Origin of the sequence: Bradyrhizobium sp. NBAIM14 (assembly GCF_020193895.1) — a bacterium.
Classification (GTDB): domain Bacteria; phylum Pseudomonadota; class Alphaproteobacteria; order Rhizobiales; family Xanthobacteraceae; genus Bradyrhizobium; species Bradyrhizobium yuanmingense.
This window is the reverse complement of sequence record NZ_JADYVQ010000001.1, coordinates 1084857-1099445: the sequence shown is the minus strand read 5'-3', so window position 1 is coordinate 1099445 and position 14589 is coordinate 1084857. Positions and strand designations below refer to the sequence as shown.

Sequence of the window (14589 nt, the reverse complement as noted above, 5' to 3'; positions counted from 1 at the left end):
TATGCTCGACCTGAGTTCTTCCGGGCGTGACCCGAAGCGGACCTGATGCTTTCAGTTTCCGAGGCCACTCGAGCAGCCATATCCGAGGCAATAGTTGTAGATCAGGCGACCTTTGATCCCTAGTTCGCGCGGAGCCTCTGCAGCCGCTTCACGGCAAATTCGTCGCCTGGATTTAGTCTTAAGACGGTCTCGTAGTCGCGATACGCACGATCAAGCTCACCTGCCCGTTCATAGGCTAGCCCTCGGTACCTGAGGGCTGTAGTCGAATTGGGGTCGAGTTCGACAGCCTTATCCAAGCTTTCGGTCGCGGCCTTCTCATTCTTCAATGTGATCTGAGCGACTCCGACGCCCACGCGAAGTCGATAGGTATCGCTTCGCGTGAGATGTCCGAGTGCCAACGCCTTGTCGTAATCCTCCAGCGCGGTTTGCGGTCGGCCCGAACGATTGTAGGCCTCGGCCCTTCCAAGCATGAATAGACCTGATGTCGGCTCAAGCTTTATCGCTTCGTCAAACCGTGTGATCGCTTCGTCAAATTTGCCCTGCTCCATAAGCGCCAGCCCCTGACCGTTGGGGAAAGCTCCGTTATCCGGGAACAGCCTCGCCGCAGCGGTGTAGTCGGCCAGCGCAAGCTCGAAGTGACCTCGGTGGTGATAGAAAAAGCCGCGGTCCCGATAAGCGCGCTGGTCGGTAGAGCCGACCATTTCGACGGCCGCGGTAAAATCGGCTTCGGCTTGATCCCATCTTTTTGCCAGCTGAGCGGTTACACCCCTCATCAGCAGCAGCTCCGCCCGGTCCTTGAGACTGAATGGCTGCTCGAGCCCTTTGGAGTAGATTTGAATGGCTCGGTCAAAGTCCAGCTTGCTTACGGCAACGGCAGCAGCCGTCTGGTAAGTCTCGGCGTCAGACGCAATTGCCGCAGAACAGAAGGGCCAGAGCACGGACAGGAAAGCAATCCCGCGCAGGACCCGCCTTAGCTCTAAACCCACTTTCATTTGCTGCTCCGGGCTGAAAGACGCTCTTGCCGATGGTAACTCAATCGGCAGCAAGGCCCCATGGAGCACTGCAACGTTAACGCGGATTTCGGTTAAACAATCGTCAAGCGAGTAGAGGCTATTCGCCATTGCGAAGCTGGATAGCGTGGCCTTCGCATGTCATTTGTTGGCCCAAGTCGGACGCAAGTCGAGTTGCGGCAACGCGCTGCTATCAGGGGCGGAGCAGACTTCGGACGACGAGTAGCGCGAGCTAGCCGGTCGGCTGACGTCCTGGCCGCGTCCAGGTCGCCCGCTCTGCGAACACCCGGCTGACCTCCGCCATGTGCTCGGTGCCCCACGTGCAGAGCGGCACCAGCGCTTCGGCGAGGCTCTGGCCCAGAGGCGTGAGGCTATAGTCTACCCGCGGCGGCACCTCCTTGTAGTCGGTCCGCTTCACCAGGCCATCGGCCTCCAGCTCCTTGAGCTGCTGGATCAGCACCTTGTCGCTGACGTCGCGGATGGCGCGCCGGAGCTCGCCGTAACGGGTTGGTCCGTCCTGGGCGACGAAGTACAGGATCAGCGGCTTCCACTTGCCCGAGACGACCCGCAGGGTCGCGTCGAGGCCGCAGGTGAAGCCGGGCAGGTTCGGCGTGCAACGTTGGACGTCTGCTTGGGCTTGCGCCGGCGGGGAGATGAGGTCTGAACGATCTGACGACATTTTTTGGGCACTTACCAAAAGGTGCATACTTGTCGATAGGTGGGTACGCCGCCAGCTCAGTGCAACCTCAATGAAGGAGCACATCATGAGCAGACTACAAGGCAAGACGGCGGTGGTGACGGGCGGCGGAACGGGCATCGGGCTCGGAGCCGCCAAACGGTTCGTCGATGAAGGCGCATTCGTCTATCTCTTCGGGCGACGGCAGGAGCCGCTCGATGCTGCGCTCGCGCAGCTGGGGTCCTCGGCGCGTGCCGTCAGGGGTTCGGTCACCGATCTGTCCGACCTCGACCGACTGTATGCGACGGTGAAAGCCGAACGCGGCAATGTCGACGTTCTGTTCGCCAATGCCGGGACCGGCGCGTTTGCGCCGCTCGGCCAGATCACGCCCGAGCACTACGATCAGATCTTCGATGTCAACGTGAAGGGGCTGGTGTTCACCGTGCAGAAAGCCCTGCCGTTGATGCGCAGGGGATCGTCGATCATCCTGACCGGCTCGAGCACGGGCGTGATGGGGACGCCGCAGTTCAGCATCTACAGCGCGACCAAGGCCGCAATCCGCAATCTGGCGCGCAGCTGGGCGCTGGACCTGCGCGGCACGGGCATCCGCGTCAACGTGCTGTCGCCGGGGCCGACCAAGACGGAGCTGGCGCTGGAGGTCGTGGGCGAGGAAGCCTTCGATGCACTCGGCAGCGCCACGCCCATCGGGCGCGTCGGCGACCCCAGCGAGACCGGCGCGGTGGCCGCATTCCTGGCGTCCTCGGACAGCAGCTACATGACCGGCGGCGAGGTCTTTGTCGATGGAGGCTTGGCTCAAGTCTGAAGCCTTCGTCTGAGTGCGAGGGCTTTGGTCAATGGGATCGAAGCCCTCATGCGCTGCGATGAGGATACGATTAGAGCGAAATGGCTTTAGGTTGAATTGATCGGTGGGGCTCGTTCACCTCTCCCGCTTGCGGAGAGGCATAGGCGGCCTCTGGCCGCCGTTCTCTAAGACGCCGATGCTTCGCATCGGCTATGGCGCCGGGTGAGGGCTTTGTCCTCTTGGGGATTGTCCCATTGCGGAAGCACCCTCTCCCGACTCTCTCCCGCAAGCCTGCGGGAGAGAGAGGGCACCTCTGTTGTTGCAGCGATCAAGCACTCGGCGAGCGATACGTGATGCCGCTGTCCGATCAGATGCGTCATGAGAAAGCTCCCCGCATCATCTTCGGTGGCGCCCACGCAGAGCCCGCCATTGCATCATACTATTGCGTGGTCCCATCCGCCGTAATGGGCGGCGCTACGGGTGCCGCGTGGCAGGCTCAGCCCGATGAGGAGGACACCGGTTGCAACGTTGGCTATCGTCGCCGTTGTCGTGGCGCCGTCGAGGACAAAGGGGGAGATTGCCACCCATGCTCCGAGCGCGACGTTGGCGAACCGCGCGGCGCGCGCCACCTCCGCCATCGCCGTAACGGCGACGAGGATGACAAGGCAGCCGGTGATATGGTCGCTGAAGTAGAGGATCGGGCTCGTGCCGAAGGCAAGCGGCGTGATCATCAGCAGCATTCCAAGGAAAGAGCTCGCGACCAGCGTCCAGGGAAAATTGACGCCGCCGGTGACTATGTCGCGCAGCACCGCCGATAACGGGCGGTCGAGATCGGGCGTCGGCGCCTGCTTCTCGGAGAGCGCCGGGCCACCGCGCCAGAAAGTGCGCCAGAACGGCTGGCCCGCCTGCTTCGCGCCCCAAAGATACTGACAGCTCGCCAGGACCTCATCTATCGAATAGGGGATGAGCACTATCGTGATCGCGGCCTGGATGATGCAGAGCGTACACAGTGCACCGATCAAAGGGGGCTGGATAATGATGAAGCTGACGCTCACGAGCCCGAGCGGGATAACCAGTAGGCCGAACAGAATCACCATCCATGGCATTGTGCGCCAGCGGCGACGGTCGCCGATCGCGCCTGCCAGGGCATCTAGCGCGTAGGCGAAGGCGCCAAACCCGGCATCGGCGACCGGAAAGCCCTTCGAGACCCAGGAGGTCACCACCGCCTCGCTGCCATTGGCGACCGCTGCATCACCTGGGCCGAAGAAAGGATCCCACAACCCGTCGATATGACCGAGTTGATAGGCGGCGAGATAGCGCGAGACGAACAGGCCGACAAAGGCCAGAGCAATGATGTGGAGGCGCTGGCTGAATGTGGATGGCGAGTAGGTCCAGCCGAGGGGGCGATCATCGTCGGCGGCGAGGGCTTGGCGGCTGATGCCCGGTGTTGGAGGAACCATCACCGCGAGCGTCACGATCAGCATGCCAGCAAGCGTATCGGTGGCGTAGGCTCCAGCGCTCGTGGTCCAGAACACGAGAGGTGCGAACATGACCCATATGCCGACGGCAGCGGTGAGCCACTGCAACCAGCGCCAGCGCCGACGCATGCCGATGAGTGCGAACGCGACGACAAGAATGCCGGACACGATCTCGCTGATGCCGAGCCTGCCGTCACGTGTCTCGGGCGAAGCGATCTCATGTCCCAGCGCCGGTGGAATTGGCGCCGCGGATGGATCGAAGAGACCAAGCGTGACAGGCGAGGCGACGAGCCACAGTCCAATCGCTGCATTGGTCAGCGGCGCCCAGAGCGTGCGCGCCCGATGCCGTTCCGTCTCGGCCTCAACCTCATCTTTCGAAGGCTCCAGCGATTGCCGCAGTCTCTCCGCGGCCTGGTCGAGCTCGGGTTCGGAAGCGGCGACCGTCGCAGGATGAAGTTTGTTCGTCTCGTACCAGTCCGTCGGGTCGACCTTAAGCCGCCGGATCATTTCGGGCAGCGTGGCGGTCAGACTGTGTCGGGGTTTCCACCCCAAGAGGCTCCTCGCTCGCGAAGTATCGATCTCATAATGGTCGTCGGCATTCTCGATCATCCACGACTTGATGTCGGTATCCTGATCGAGAACCTTCTCCTGCATCCAAGTGCCGAGCTTCGTCATCTCTTTCGGGAGGGACATCGTCCGCCATCTCTCCCCATGCACAAGCTGGCCAATCCGCCTCTGCATCTCGTCGTAACTCGGCGTTTCCTCTTCGCCAATGAGCAGTGTCGTTTCATCAGCAAGATCATTGCGTCGATCGACCACGCGTACCACGGCCTCGACGAGGTCGTTCTTGTGGAGATAGGGCTGGCCAGTGGTGATGTCGCCGGTGAAGAGATAAGCGGTCGGCAAGCGCTCGAAGATGCGGGCGATCTGCTGCGCGATGAATGCCGCACGGCAATCCTCGTCATAGACACCTGCAAGCCTCAGGATCGCGACCTTGATGTTGCCATGCTCGTTCAGGATCAGGGTCTCGGTCTTCGCCTTTGACTGCGGATAGGCCCAAGCTGGTTCGATCGGCGAATCTTCATCGATCTTTCTTCCCTTTGCGGAGCTAGGAGCATGCACGAGCAGCGTGCTCGAGAAGACGAACTGCTCCGTGTCGAATGCCTGAAGGGCCGCCAGCAGTCGGCGCGTTCCCTGAACGGTGACGGCATCGTATCTCGGGTTGTCCTCGCCGGTCGTGTCGTAATAGGCGGCAAGGTGAATGACCGAGGCGATCCGACGGCCTGTTCGCGCACGAACCTGGTCCAGCGCCTTCGCCACGATTGCATCCGAGGTGAGGTCGATCTCAATTGTCTCGATGCCGGACAACGGCTTCTTAGGGCGGCTGACATCGAGGCCGATGACCTGGTAACGATCCATCAAGCCGCGCGCGATCGCCTGGCCGAGAAAGCCGCTGCTGCCGGTGATCAGGACGGTGGGGCGAGACATGGCATTCGCTGCTCAACGTGTCTTAGCGAACGACCCGGGTACCCGAAAGTTTCCCTCCAACCTGCTTTTGCGTCCTGGATCGCCGGAGTATCACGCGCCCCATCCACCTACTTCGACGCCGCTGGTGAGCAGCCCAAGCTTGAATCGGGTGGAATCACACAACGTCGTGAGGTCGATGTGGACCGCGGCCCGGCCGCCAGCCTGAAAGAACTGTGGGTACGATGTCGGTCGCTCTGACGTACCCAGAGGATCCGGAGCAGGCGGCGCGCGTCGTGTTCGAGGTACTCTACGCGCCGTCCGAATCCGGACCAGAGATGGAAGGGATACGCTAGGCTACGCCAGCCGAGATGTACCCCGTGGCCAAACCTAGTTGCATGCCGGTTTCATGGAAGCGGATCGTCTAGATCCCCAGCAGCTTGCGCGCGTTCGCCTTCAACACCTTCGGCCGGATTTCGTCGCGGATCTCGATCTTGGCGAAATCGGACAGCCAGCGGTCCGGCGTGATCACCGGCCAGTCCGAGCCGAACAGCATCTTGTCCTGGAGAATCGAGTTGATGTAGCGCACCAGGATCGGCGGGAAATACTTTGGCGACCAGCCCGACAGGTCGATGTAGACGTTCGGCTTGTGGGTCGCGACCGAGAGCGCCTCTTCCTGCCAGGGGAAGGATGGGTGGGCGAGAATGATCTTGAGGTCGGGGAAATCGGCCGCGACATCGTCCATGTACATCGGGTTGGAATATTTCAGCCGCATGCCCATGCCGCCGGGCATGCCGGAGCCGACGCCGGTCTGGCCGGTGTGGAACAGCGCGATCGCGCCGCCATTGTTGATCTCTTCGTAGAGCGGATAGGCCATGCGGTCGTTGGCGTAGAAGCCTTGCATGGTCGGATGGAATTTGAAGCCGCGTACGCCGTATTCCTCGATCAGCTTGCGCGCCTCGCGGGCCCCGAGCTTGCCCTTGTGCGGGTCGATCGAGACGAAGGGGATGAGCACGTCGAGATGCTCGGAGGCGATCTCCAGCATCTCCTCGTTCTTGTAGCGGCGGAAGCCGGTCTCGCGCTCGGCATCAACAGGGAAGATCACCGCGGCGATGTTCTTGGAGCGGTAATAGGCCGCGGTCTCCGGCACGGTCGGCGGATGCTTGTGCGGCGACTTGAAATACTCCGCCATCTGCGCCTGGAAATCGTCGTAGCCGTCGTCGGGATGGGTGCCGCAGGGCTCCTCGGCATGGGTGTGGATGTCGATGGCGACGACTTTGTCGATATCAGGCAGCTTCAGCTTCGGCATGGGTGTCCTCCCGACGGGTTGCCGAATTGATTATAGGATATAACGAATTTGGCAAGGCGCTGGTGGCGGCGAAAGCGCAGGTAGCGACAGTCTTTGCCGGGCCTGACCTCCAATGGGCCGGATCGGGCCGATCCGGCCGCTTCTACTGTGCATGGGGTTGTTTTCGCGATTTTGCTCGTTGGGAGCCTGGCAGTTAACATTGACATGACCTCCCGCCATGCCTTAAGAACCGCTCCGTCCCGGGCGGTCGGTCCGCCAGCGGGAAAAATCTCATTTTGCCACATTCGCGCGTGCCGAAACGGTAGTGCCGAACACGGCCTTTCGAACGTTCAGGATTCTGCCATGAAGGTCCGTAACTCGCTGAAATCGCTGCGCGGTCGCCATCGCGCCAACCGCCTGGTCCGCCGCAAGGGCCGGGTCTATGTGATCAACAAGGTGCAGCGCCGCTTCAAGGCGCGCCAAGGCTGATCTGAGCGGCTGATCACGCCCCGCCGGGAGCCTTCGCGCGCCCCGCAAGATCACGGTCTCACACGAGTTTGACGCCGCCTTTGCTTTGCAAGGGCGGCTTTGCGCGTTTAGACTTCCACCATGGCAGTGAGATTCCGTTTCGCGCGCACCCTGTGTCTGGCCCTCGTGCTGGGAACCGCCGGCCTTGCGCCGGCGGCCCTGGCCCAGCAGGTCGAGCCGCCCGGCAAGCAGAAGAAGCTGCCGGAGGCGCCGTCAAAGCTGCCGAAGGTCGACCGCAGCAAGAATCTCGATTTCCTGTTCGGCGCGCTGAAAGCGGCGCCCGACGAGGCCAGCGCCAAGCATGTCGAGGCGCGGATCTGGGCGATCTGGCTGCAGACCCCGAGCGACACCGCCGCGCTCCTGATGTCGCGCGCCAAGACCGCCGTCGATGCGAAGAAGATCGACGTCGCGATCAAGCTCCTGGATTCGATCATCAAGCTCAGGCCCGATTACATCGAAGCCTGGAACCGGCGTGCGACGCTCTATTACATGCAGAACGATTATGGCCGCTCGCTCGCGGACATTCAGCAAGTGCTGATCCGGGAGCCCCGCCATTTCGGCGCGCTCGCCGGCCTCGGCATGATCATGCAGGAGGTCGGGGACGAGAGGCGCGCGCTCGAGGCCTACCGCAAGGCGCTCGCCGTCAATCCGCACCTGGAAAAGATCCCCGACCAGGTCAAGGCGCTGACCGAAAAGGTCGAAGGCCGCGACATCTAGCTATAACTCGATCACATCTTGAGCGATCGCGGCCGCCGCGGATTAACCACGATCCGAGCCGGGACGTTGCAAGGACTATTGCAAGGCCTGTTGCAGGCCTACCTGCATGGCAGGAGCGAAAGCCATGAAGCATTTGATGGTCGCAGCGACGTTGCTGCTCGCGTCGGGGACGGTGAGCTTCGCCGACGGACTGTTCTGGGTGGTCGGCAACCGTGCCACCGGCAAATGCGCCATCGTGACCAGCAATCCAGTCATCATTGGCGACATCTGGTTCGGCGACGGTCCCTACAAGTCCAGGGCCGATGCCAAGCTTGCGCGCTCGACGATTCGCGTCTGTCCCCCGGTCACGCCCGAGGAAGAAAAGCAGGAGGAGGGGGCGAACTAGGCTGCGCTTAATGCAGCACGCTGCTGCCGCGCTCGACCAGGCCGCGGTCGGCGGCTGCGGCGTAGGCCTTTGCCAGCTCGGTCTCGAGATGCTCGTTGATCAGGAGCAGCGCCCGCACCGCACCGCGCAGGTCGCCGTTGCAGCTCGCGACGATTTCGTCGATTGCAGTATCGTTCGATCTGAAGCTCATCGAAATTCTCCGGTTCAAACCAGGACAATCCTGCCGGTCTTTCCCGCATCCCCCTGATGTTGCGGGGAGGATCGGCGCCCACCCGCGCCTAGATGGCGGAACCGACCATGGCGATTATATGGAAGCTGCGATGACGCCCGCATGAAGCTGGTCCGAAGCTTGCGTGCGGCTTAGAATGGCTCTGATTTCATTGAGTTTTCTCGATCAGCAATTATGCACATATCCACAGCCCCAGCATTTTTGGTGGAAGCGCGCACCGCCGGCGGCGAAACTGCCGGCCGAGCAGACCCGTAACTGCCCCGTGCCCAGGATCACCCGGATTCTCTCCATGATCGTGATGTCAGTCGTGACGGCGCTGGTCCTGCTGGCGCTGCTCACGCAGGCCGGAATCGTCGCCGTGCAGCGGGCCTTTCCGCCGCAGGGGCGCATGGTCGAGGTCGAGGGCGCCGCGCTTCACGTCGTCGAGATCGGCCCGCGCGAGGCCGCCCCGCCGATCGTGATGCTGCACGGCGCGAGCTCCAACCTCGAAGCGATGCGGCGGCCGCTGGGCGATCTCCTCGCCCGGGATCATCGCGTGATTCTGATCGACCGCCCCGGCCATGGCTGGAGCACGCGCGCAAGCCGGCAGGATTCGACGCCGCAGATTCAGGCGCGCATGATCGACGAGGCGCTCGGCAAGCTCGGGATCGATCGCGCGGTCTTCGTGGTGCATTCCTGGAGCGGCGCCCTCGGCGCGCGGATCGCGCTCGATCACCCGCGCCGCGTGGCAGGTCTCGTGATGCTCGCGCCCGTCACGCATCCCTGGCGCGGCGGTGTCGGGCGCTACAACGAGATCATCGCAACGCCCGTGATCGGCCCGCTGCTCGCCTACACCATCACGCTGCCGCTCGGCTATTTCATCACCGAAGCCGGGGCCCGCAACGTGTTCCTGCCGCAGATCATGCCGGATGGTTTCGTGCAGGACTCCGCGACACCGCTCTTACTGCGCCCGCGCGAGTTCATCGCCAATGCCTATGATCTGGTGACGCTGAAGGAGTCGGTCGCCGCGCAAGTCGCGCGCTATGGCGCGATCACGGCGCCTGTTACGATCATCGCCGGCGAGCCCGACAAGACGGTGAGAACCAATATCCACGCGCGTCCGTTCGCCGCGGCGGTGTCGAATGCAAAGCTGATCGTGCTGCCCGATCTCGGCCACATGGTGCAGAACGCCGTGCCGGATCTCGTGAAGGCGGAGATCGAGACGATGATCGGAAACATCGCCCCGGCGCAGGCGGTCGCCGACTAAAGCGTTTTCGAGCGAAGTGGAAACCGGTTCGCGCGAAAAAACGTGTCAGAACAAGAAAGCCAGAGCTTCGATTCTGGTCCGATCAGAACCGAAGCTCTAGCGTCCGCCTCGTGCGCTTACTGCTTGATCTTCCCGTCCTTGTCGTATTGGGCAAGGAAGGCCCAGAGATTGTTGATCTCGGTCTCGTTCTTGATGCCGGCGAACGCCATCTTGGTGCCGGGGATCTTGGCCTTGGGATCCTTGATGTATTCCTTGAACGTGGCCTCGTCCCAGGTGATGCCGGAATTCTTGTTGGCGTCCGTGTAGCTATAGCCCTCAACCGCGCCCGACTTGCGGCCGTTGAGGCCGTTGAGCTCCGGGCCAACCTTGTTCTTGGCGCCTTCGCCGATCGCGTGGCAGGCCAGGCACTTGTTGAACGATGTCTTGCCGGCCGCGACATCCTGCGCCATCGCGGCGGGTGCGGTGGCAATGACGGTGAGGATTGTCACCGCGCCGAAAGTCAGTTTTGTCATAAGTGTGCTCTTCGTCTCTTCCCGGGTCAGATGGAGGGTCGTGGTTTTGGCAGGTCCGGTGCAAGTGGACAAGCCGCGAAACTCTGACAGGTTTCCTGCTAGCAGACTTGCCCCAGAGAGAACTTGCGCTGCAACAAAGCAATGCGACCTTCGGAGGACCTACCCAAAGTCCGCAAGACATGATTGATTTGCCGAGATAATTCCATCCGTCGGACGAAGGCTTCTTAAAATGGCCATCATGATGCCCGCAAGCGACCAGGCCGTGCTGGCGCGTCGCAGCGAAATCGTCGCCGCCTTGCGCGCAATCGTGCCGGGCGAGGGCGTGATCGACAGCCTCGCCGAGATGCGGGCCTATGAATCCGACGGGCTGACCGCCTATCGGCAGCCGCCGATGGTTGTGGTGCTGCCCGATACGACCGAGCAGGTCTCGCTCGTCCTGAAATATTGTGCCGCGCAAGGCATCAAGGTGGTTCCGCGCGGCTCCGGCACCTCGCTGTCCGGTGGCGCGCTGCCCCTCGAGGACGGCGTGCTGCTCGGCCTCGGCAAGTTCAAGCGCATCCGCGAGATCGATTTCGACAACCGCGTCGTCGTCACCGAGCCCGGCGTCACCAACCTCGCAATCAGCCAGGCGGTCGCCCATGCCGGCTTCTATTACGCGCCCGATCCGTCCTCGCAGATTGCCTGCTCGATCGGCGGCAACGTGGCGGAAAATTCCGGCGGCGTGCACTGCTTGAAATACGGCATGACCACCAACAACGTGCTCGGCTGCGAGATCGTGCTGATGAGCGGCGAGATCCTGCGCATCGGCGGCAAGGGCTGCGAGAATCCCGGCTATGACCTGATGGGCGTCATCACCGGTTCCGAGGGCCTGCTCGGCGTCATCACGGAGATCACGGTGCGCATCCTGCAGAAGCCCGAGACGGCGCGCGCGCTGATGGTTGGCTTCGCGCAGGTCGAGGCGGCCGGCGAATGCGTGGCGCGCATCATCGGCGCCGGCATCATCCCCGGCGGCATGGAGATGATGGACAAGCCCGCGATCCACGCCGCGGAGGCCTTCGTCCATGCCGGCTACCCGCTCGATGTCGAGGCACTGCTCATCATCGAGCTCGACGGGCCCAAGATCGAGGTCGACGAGCTGATCACGCGCGTCGAGGCCATTGCGAACGCCTGCGGCTCGACCACCTGCCAGATCTCGACTTCGGAGGCCGAGCGCAACCTGTTCTGGGCCGGCCGCAAGGCCGCGTTCCCCGCCGTGGGCCGCATCTCACCCGATTATCTCTGCATGGACGGCACCATCCCGCGCGGCGCGCTGCCGAAGGCGCTGGCGCGCATCCGCGAGCTCTCGGAAAAGTACCAGCTCGGCTGCGCCAACGTGTTCCACGCCGGCGACGGCAATCTGCACCCCCTGATCCTCTACGATGCCAACAAGCCCGGCGAGATCGAGCGCGCCGAAGCCTTCGGCGCCGATATCCTGCGCGCCTGCGTCGAGTTCGGCGGCGTGCTCACCGGCGAGCACGGCGTCGGCATCGAGAAGCGCGACCTCATGCCCGACATGTTCAGCGAGATCGACCTCAACCAGCAGCAGCGCCTGAAATGCGCCTTCGACGCGCAGGGCCTGCTCAATCCCGGAAAAGTATTTCCGACCCTGCACCGCTGCGCCGAGCTCGGCCGCATGCACGTCCACGCGGGCAAGCTGGCGTTCCCGGATTTGCCGCGGTTCTAGGTCGCCTACTGCGCCAGAGCCAGGATGCCGCCGGCAAATGCGTGCCACGCCGCCGTTTCGCTGACCGGCCAGTTGAGCACCTTCACCGCCAGAAGCGCGAGCGTGCCCGTGATGTATACCGGATGCACGCGGCCCTCGGCGCGCCAGTCGCGCACCATGGCGACGACAAGCAGAATGGAGGCGACCACAGCAGGCGCGATCGTCACGGGCACCGGCGGCGGGCCGGACGGTCCTGATGGTGCGAGGAAGGTCAGGAACCAGCGCGCGATCGCGGCGTCGAGGATCGAGACCGCCGCGATCAGCATCAGGCGCTTGTGAACCTCGAGCCTGCGCGTGTTCATGATGGCGAGCGCGAACACCACGGCAAAGAATGTGATGCCGCTCAGCGGCACGATCGAGAAGGCGATGCCTGCATCGGCCTGTCCGAGCGCCGCGGCGTTCTTCATCGAGGTCACGGACGCGAAGAAGCCAGAAATGACCATCGCGGTCGCAAGCGAGACGCCGACGATGCCGAACGAGCGGTGATTGACCACGCGGCCGGAGGCCGCGAGCCAGGTCTGGAGCACGAAATAAAGCGACCAGGTGAAGAACAAGAGTCCGTGAAAATGGATCACCGGGCTTGCGGACAATGTCCGGTGAGCGAGCGGCACCCAATAGGTCGGTGCGAAGCCGAGAAAGGCAGTGGCGGCGCAGGCGAGCGCCATGTGGAGATAAAAATATCGTGCAGGCGACGCATCACGCGCGCGTACACGACGGTCGTCAATCAGGGTCGTCATCAGGGGTGAGTCTGGAGAGGCGGGGTTTGGTTCAAGCTGCGGGATGCTGCGTGTGACTCGGCGCACATTGCAGAGCGCCCAAACTCTTGTCGGGACGACAGCGGAGAGACATCATCCGCCGGCGCTCAATTCTGCGCGATCGAGCTCCTCCTCGAGCCGATGAAACGCATCGTCGCCGATCACCTCGGTGGCGCGCAGGTCGAAGATCGCCTTGCGCGCGGCCTCGATAGCGCGGCGGCGCAGGGGATCGGCGGGCAGTTCGCCGTTGCTGATGCCGCCGTTGGGATCGGTCTCGGCCTGCATCAGGATGGCGCGATATTCGAGCCGCAGGATTTCCCCCTCCTCCGACGGATCGCTCTCGATCGCATCGAGCGCGGCGCGATAGGCCACGGCGCGGCCGCGGGCGACCTCGATGCCGACGGGATCGTCGTCCTTGAGGTTGAAAGCGAGGATCAGCGGCCGCAGCGTCAGGCCCTGGATCACCAGCGATCCCAGCACCACCGCAAACGCGATGAAGACGATGAAGTCACGATAGGGAAAGTTTTCCGGCAGGGCAAAGGCGGTGGCGAGCGTGACGAGGCCGCGCATGCCGCACCAGGAGATGATGAGCCCGCCCTTGGGCGAGGCCACCTGCTGCGGATCCTTGGGATGATAGAGCCCCTGCGCGATCAGCACCCGCAGGCTCGTGCGATAGAACGTCACCCAGAACAGGCGTACCAGGATCACCGTAAGCAGGATCCAGGCGGCGGCCACGCAATATTCCCAGCGCACGTCCGCATCCAGCCGCGTCCAGATCGGCCGCATCTGCATGCCGATCAGCATGAAGGCGAGCACGTTGAGCACGAACACGGTCGTCTCCCACACCGCATAGGACGGCACCCGCAGCCGCGCCGGGATGCGCGCCGGTGCGGTGCGCGCGACCGTGATGGCGTAGACCACGATGGTGAGGATGCCGGAGAGACCGAGATGCTCGGCGGCGATCCAGACCATGAAGGTGGTGGCGAACTGCACGATGATGGCGCTCGGCGCCTCCGTCACCCGCTCCATGAACAGCGGAATGATGCGGCCTGCGGCCAGACCAGCGATGACGCTGCCGACCAGCGCCAGCGCCATGGTCGGGGCGACCTGGCTCCAGGTCAGATGCTCGGTGGCGACCGCGCCGACGGCGATGCGATAGATCAGCAGCGCGCTGGCATCGTTGAGCAGGCTTTCGCCCTCCAGCACCTTGACCATGCGGTGGGGCAGCTTGACCTGGCTCAGGATCGCAACCGCAGCGGCCGCATCCGGCGGCGCCACGATGGCGCCGAGCGCGACCGCGGCGGCCCAGGGCATGTCGGGCATCAGCCGGTGCGCGACATAGGCCACGGCGGCCGTGGTGAGGCCGACCGCAGCCACCACCAGGGTCGAGACCGGAACCCAGTTCTTGCGAAGGTCGCGCAGCGACGTGTCGAAGGCGGCATCGAGCAGGACCGGCGCGACAAAAAGGGCAAGGGCGAGGTCCGGCTCCAGCGTCCAGGACGGGCTCGACGGCACGAAGGCGATCAGCGCGCCGCCGATGGCGAGAAAGGTCGGGTAGGGCACCTTGATCCGCCGCGCCAGCGCCGATAAGCCAACCGCGCCGAGCAGCAACACAATGATCCATTCGAATGTCGACACGATGATCCCCGAAGCCGATTTCAGCGGCGCCACAAGCTAGCACCAATCCGGCCGTATGATGGATAGTGCGGCTTCAAGGCAAGAGCTTAACATCGACGA

General features: G+C 63.3%; 14 protein-coding genes. 6 read left to right on the top strand and 8 right to left on the bottom strand.

Translation table 11 applies throughout. The features are described 5' to 3' along the window. Positions 1-119 precede the first annotated feature (119 nt). Positions 120-992: a tetratricopeptide repeat protein gene (locus I6F28_RS05115; RefSeq protein WP_225139379.1), complete on the bottom strand. Its 873-nt coding sequence runs from the start codon at positions 990-992 to the stop codon at positions 120-122. A 250-nt stretch (positions 993-1242) separates the two neighbouring features. Beyond that, entirely contained in the window at positions 1243-1614 is a 372-nt protein-coding gene (locus I6F28_RS05110) for a winged helix-turn-helix transcriptional regulator (RefSeq protein WP_036021178.1), read from the bottom strand. 160 nt (positions 1615-1774) lie between these two features. Between I6F28_RS05110 and I6F28_RS05105 the strand changes: the two genes are divergently transcribed. Further along, positions 1775-2509 (top strand): SDR family NAD(P)-dependent oxidoreductase, encoded by a 735-nt coding sequence (locus I6F28_RS05105; protein ID WP_225126554.1) that lies wholly within the window; start codon positions 1775-1777, stop codon positions 2507-2509. Between the two features lie 413 nt (positions 2510-2922). On the opposite strand, the gene I6F28_RS05100 is transcribed toward I6F28_RS05105, so the two are convergent. Then, positions 2923-5454, bottom strand: a complete 2532-nt coding sequence (locus tag I6F28_RS05100) for an NAD-dependent epimerase/dehydratase family protein (protein WP_225139378.1) — start codon at positions 5452-5454, stop codon at positions 2923-2925. A 400-nt stretch (positions 5455-5854) separates the two neighbouring features. Further along, on the bottom strand, positions 5855-6739 hold the full coding sequence (locus I6F28_RS05095; protein WP_036021159.1) for an amidohydrolase family protein: 885 nt from the start codon (positions 6737-6739) through the stop codon (positions 5855-5857). 342 nt (positions 6740-7081) lie between these two features. On the opposite strand from I6F28_RS05095, the gene ykgO reads away from it, so the two are divergent. The 3 genes from ykgO to I6F28_RS05080 all read left to right on the top strand — a co-directional run bounded on the left by ykgO (position 7082) and on the right by I6F28_RS05080 (position 8348). Beyond that, a complete protein-coding gene (gene ykgO / locus I6F28_RS05090) occupies positions 7082-7207 on the top strand; it encodes a type B 50S ribosomal protein L36 (RefSeq protein WP_006611362.1) in 126 nt (41 codons plus the stop codon). 120 nt (positions 7208-7327) lie between these two features. After that, entirely contained in the window at positions 7328-7963 is a 636-nt protein-coding gene (locus I6F28_RS05085; protein ID WP_057028269.1) for a tetratricopeptide repeat protein, read from the top strand. Between the two features lie 124 nt (positions 7964-8087). Continuing rightward, entirely contained in the window at positions 8088-8348 is a 261-nt protein-coding gene (locus I6F28_RS05080) for a hypothetical protein (RefSeq protein ID WP_035997474.1), read from the top strand. 7 nt (positions 8349-8355) lie between these two features. Here the strand turns inward: I6F28_RS05080 and I6F28_RS05075 are convergent, their stop codons facing one another. Continuing rightward, on the bottom strand, positions 8356-8538 hold the full coding sequence (locus I6F28_RS05075) for a hypothetical protein (RefSeq protein ID WP_028180446.1): 183 nt from the start codon (positions 8536-8538) through the stop codon (positions 8356-8358). Positions 8539-8866: 328 nt separating this feature from the next. Here I6F28_RS05075 and I6F28_RS05070 point away from each other — a divergent pair, with 328 nt between their 5' ends. Continuing rightward, positions 8867-9823 (top strand): alpha/beta fold hydrolase, encoded by a 957-nt coding sequence (locus tag I6F28_RS05070; RefSeq protein ID WP_036021165.1) that lies wholly within the window; start codon positions 8867-8869, stop codon positions 9821-9823. Positions 9824-9939: 116 nt separating this feature from the next. On the opposite strand, the gene cycA is transcribed toward I6F28_RS05070, so the two are convergent. Then, on the bottom strand, positions 9940-10335 hold the full coding sequence (cycA, locus tag I6F28_RS05065; protein ID WP_035997470.1) for a cytochrome c-550 CycA: 396 nt from the start codon (positions 10333-10335) through the stop codon (positions 9940-9942). A gap of 229 nt (positions 10336-10564) precedes the next feature. Between cycA and I6F28_RS05060 the strand changes: the two genes are divergently transcribed. Beyond that, entirely contained in the window at positions 10565-12058 is a 1494-nt protein-coding gene (locus I6F28_RS05060; RefSeq protein WP_074447681.1) for an FAD-linked oxidase C-terminal domain-containing protein, read from the top strand. 5 nt (positions 12059-12063) lie between these two features. Here the strand turns inward: I6F28_RS05060 and I6F28_RS05055 are convergent, their stop codons facing one another. Together I6F28_RS05055 and I6F28_RS05050 are read right to left on the bottom strand one after the other, a co-directional pair. Continuing rightward, positions 12064-12834 carry a hypothetical protein gene (locus I6F28_RS05055; protein WP_225139377.1) on the bottom strand — a complete coding sequence of 257 codons (771 nt, stop codon included), beginning with the start codon at positions 12832-12834 and terminating at the stop codon, positions 12064-12066. Positions 12835-12945: 111 nt separating this feature from the next. Continuing rightward, on the bottom strand, positions 12946-14523 hold the full coding sequence (locus I6F28_RS05050) for a cation:proton antiporter (protein WP_225126535.1): 1578 nt from the start codon (positions 14521-14523) through the stop codon (positions 12946-12948). Positions 14524-14589 lie beyond the last annotated feature (66 nt).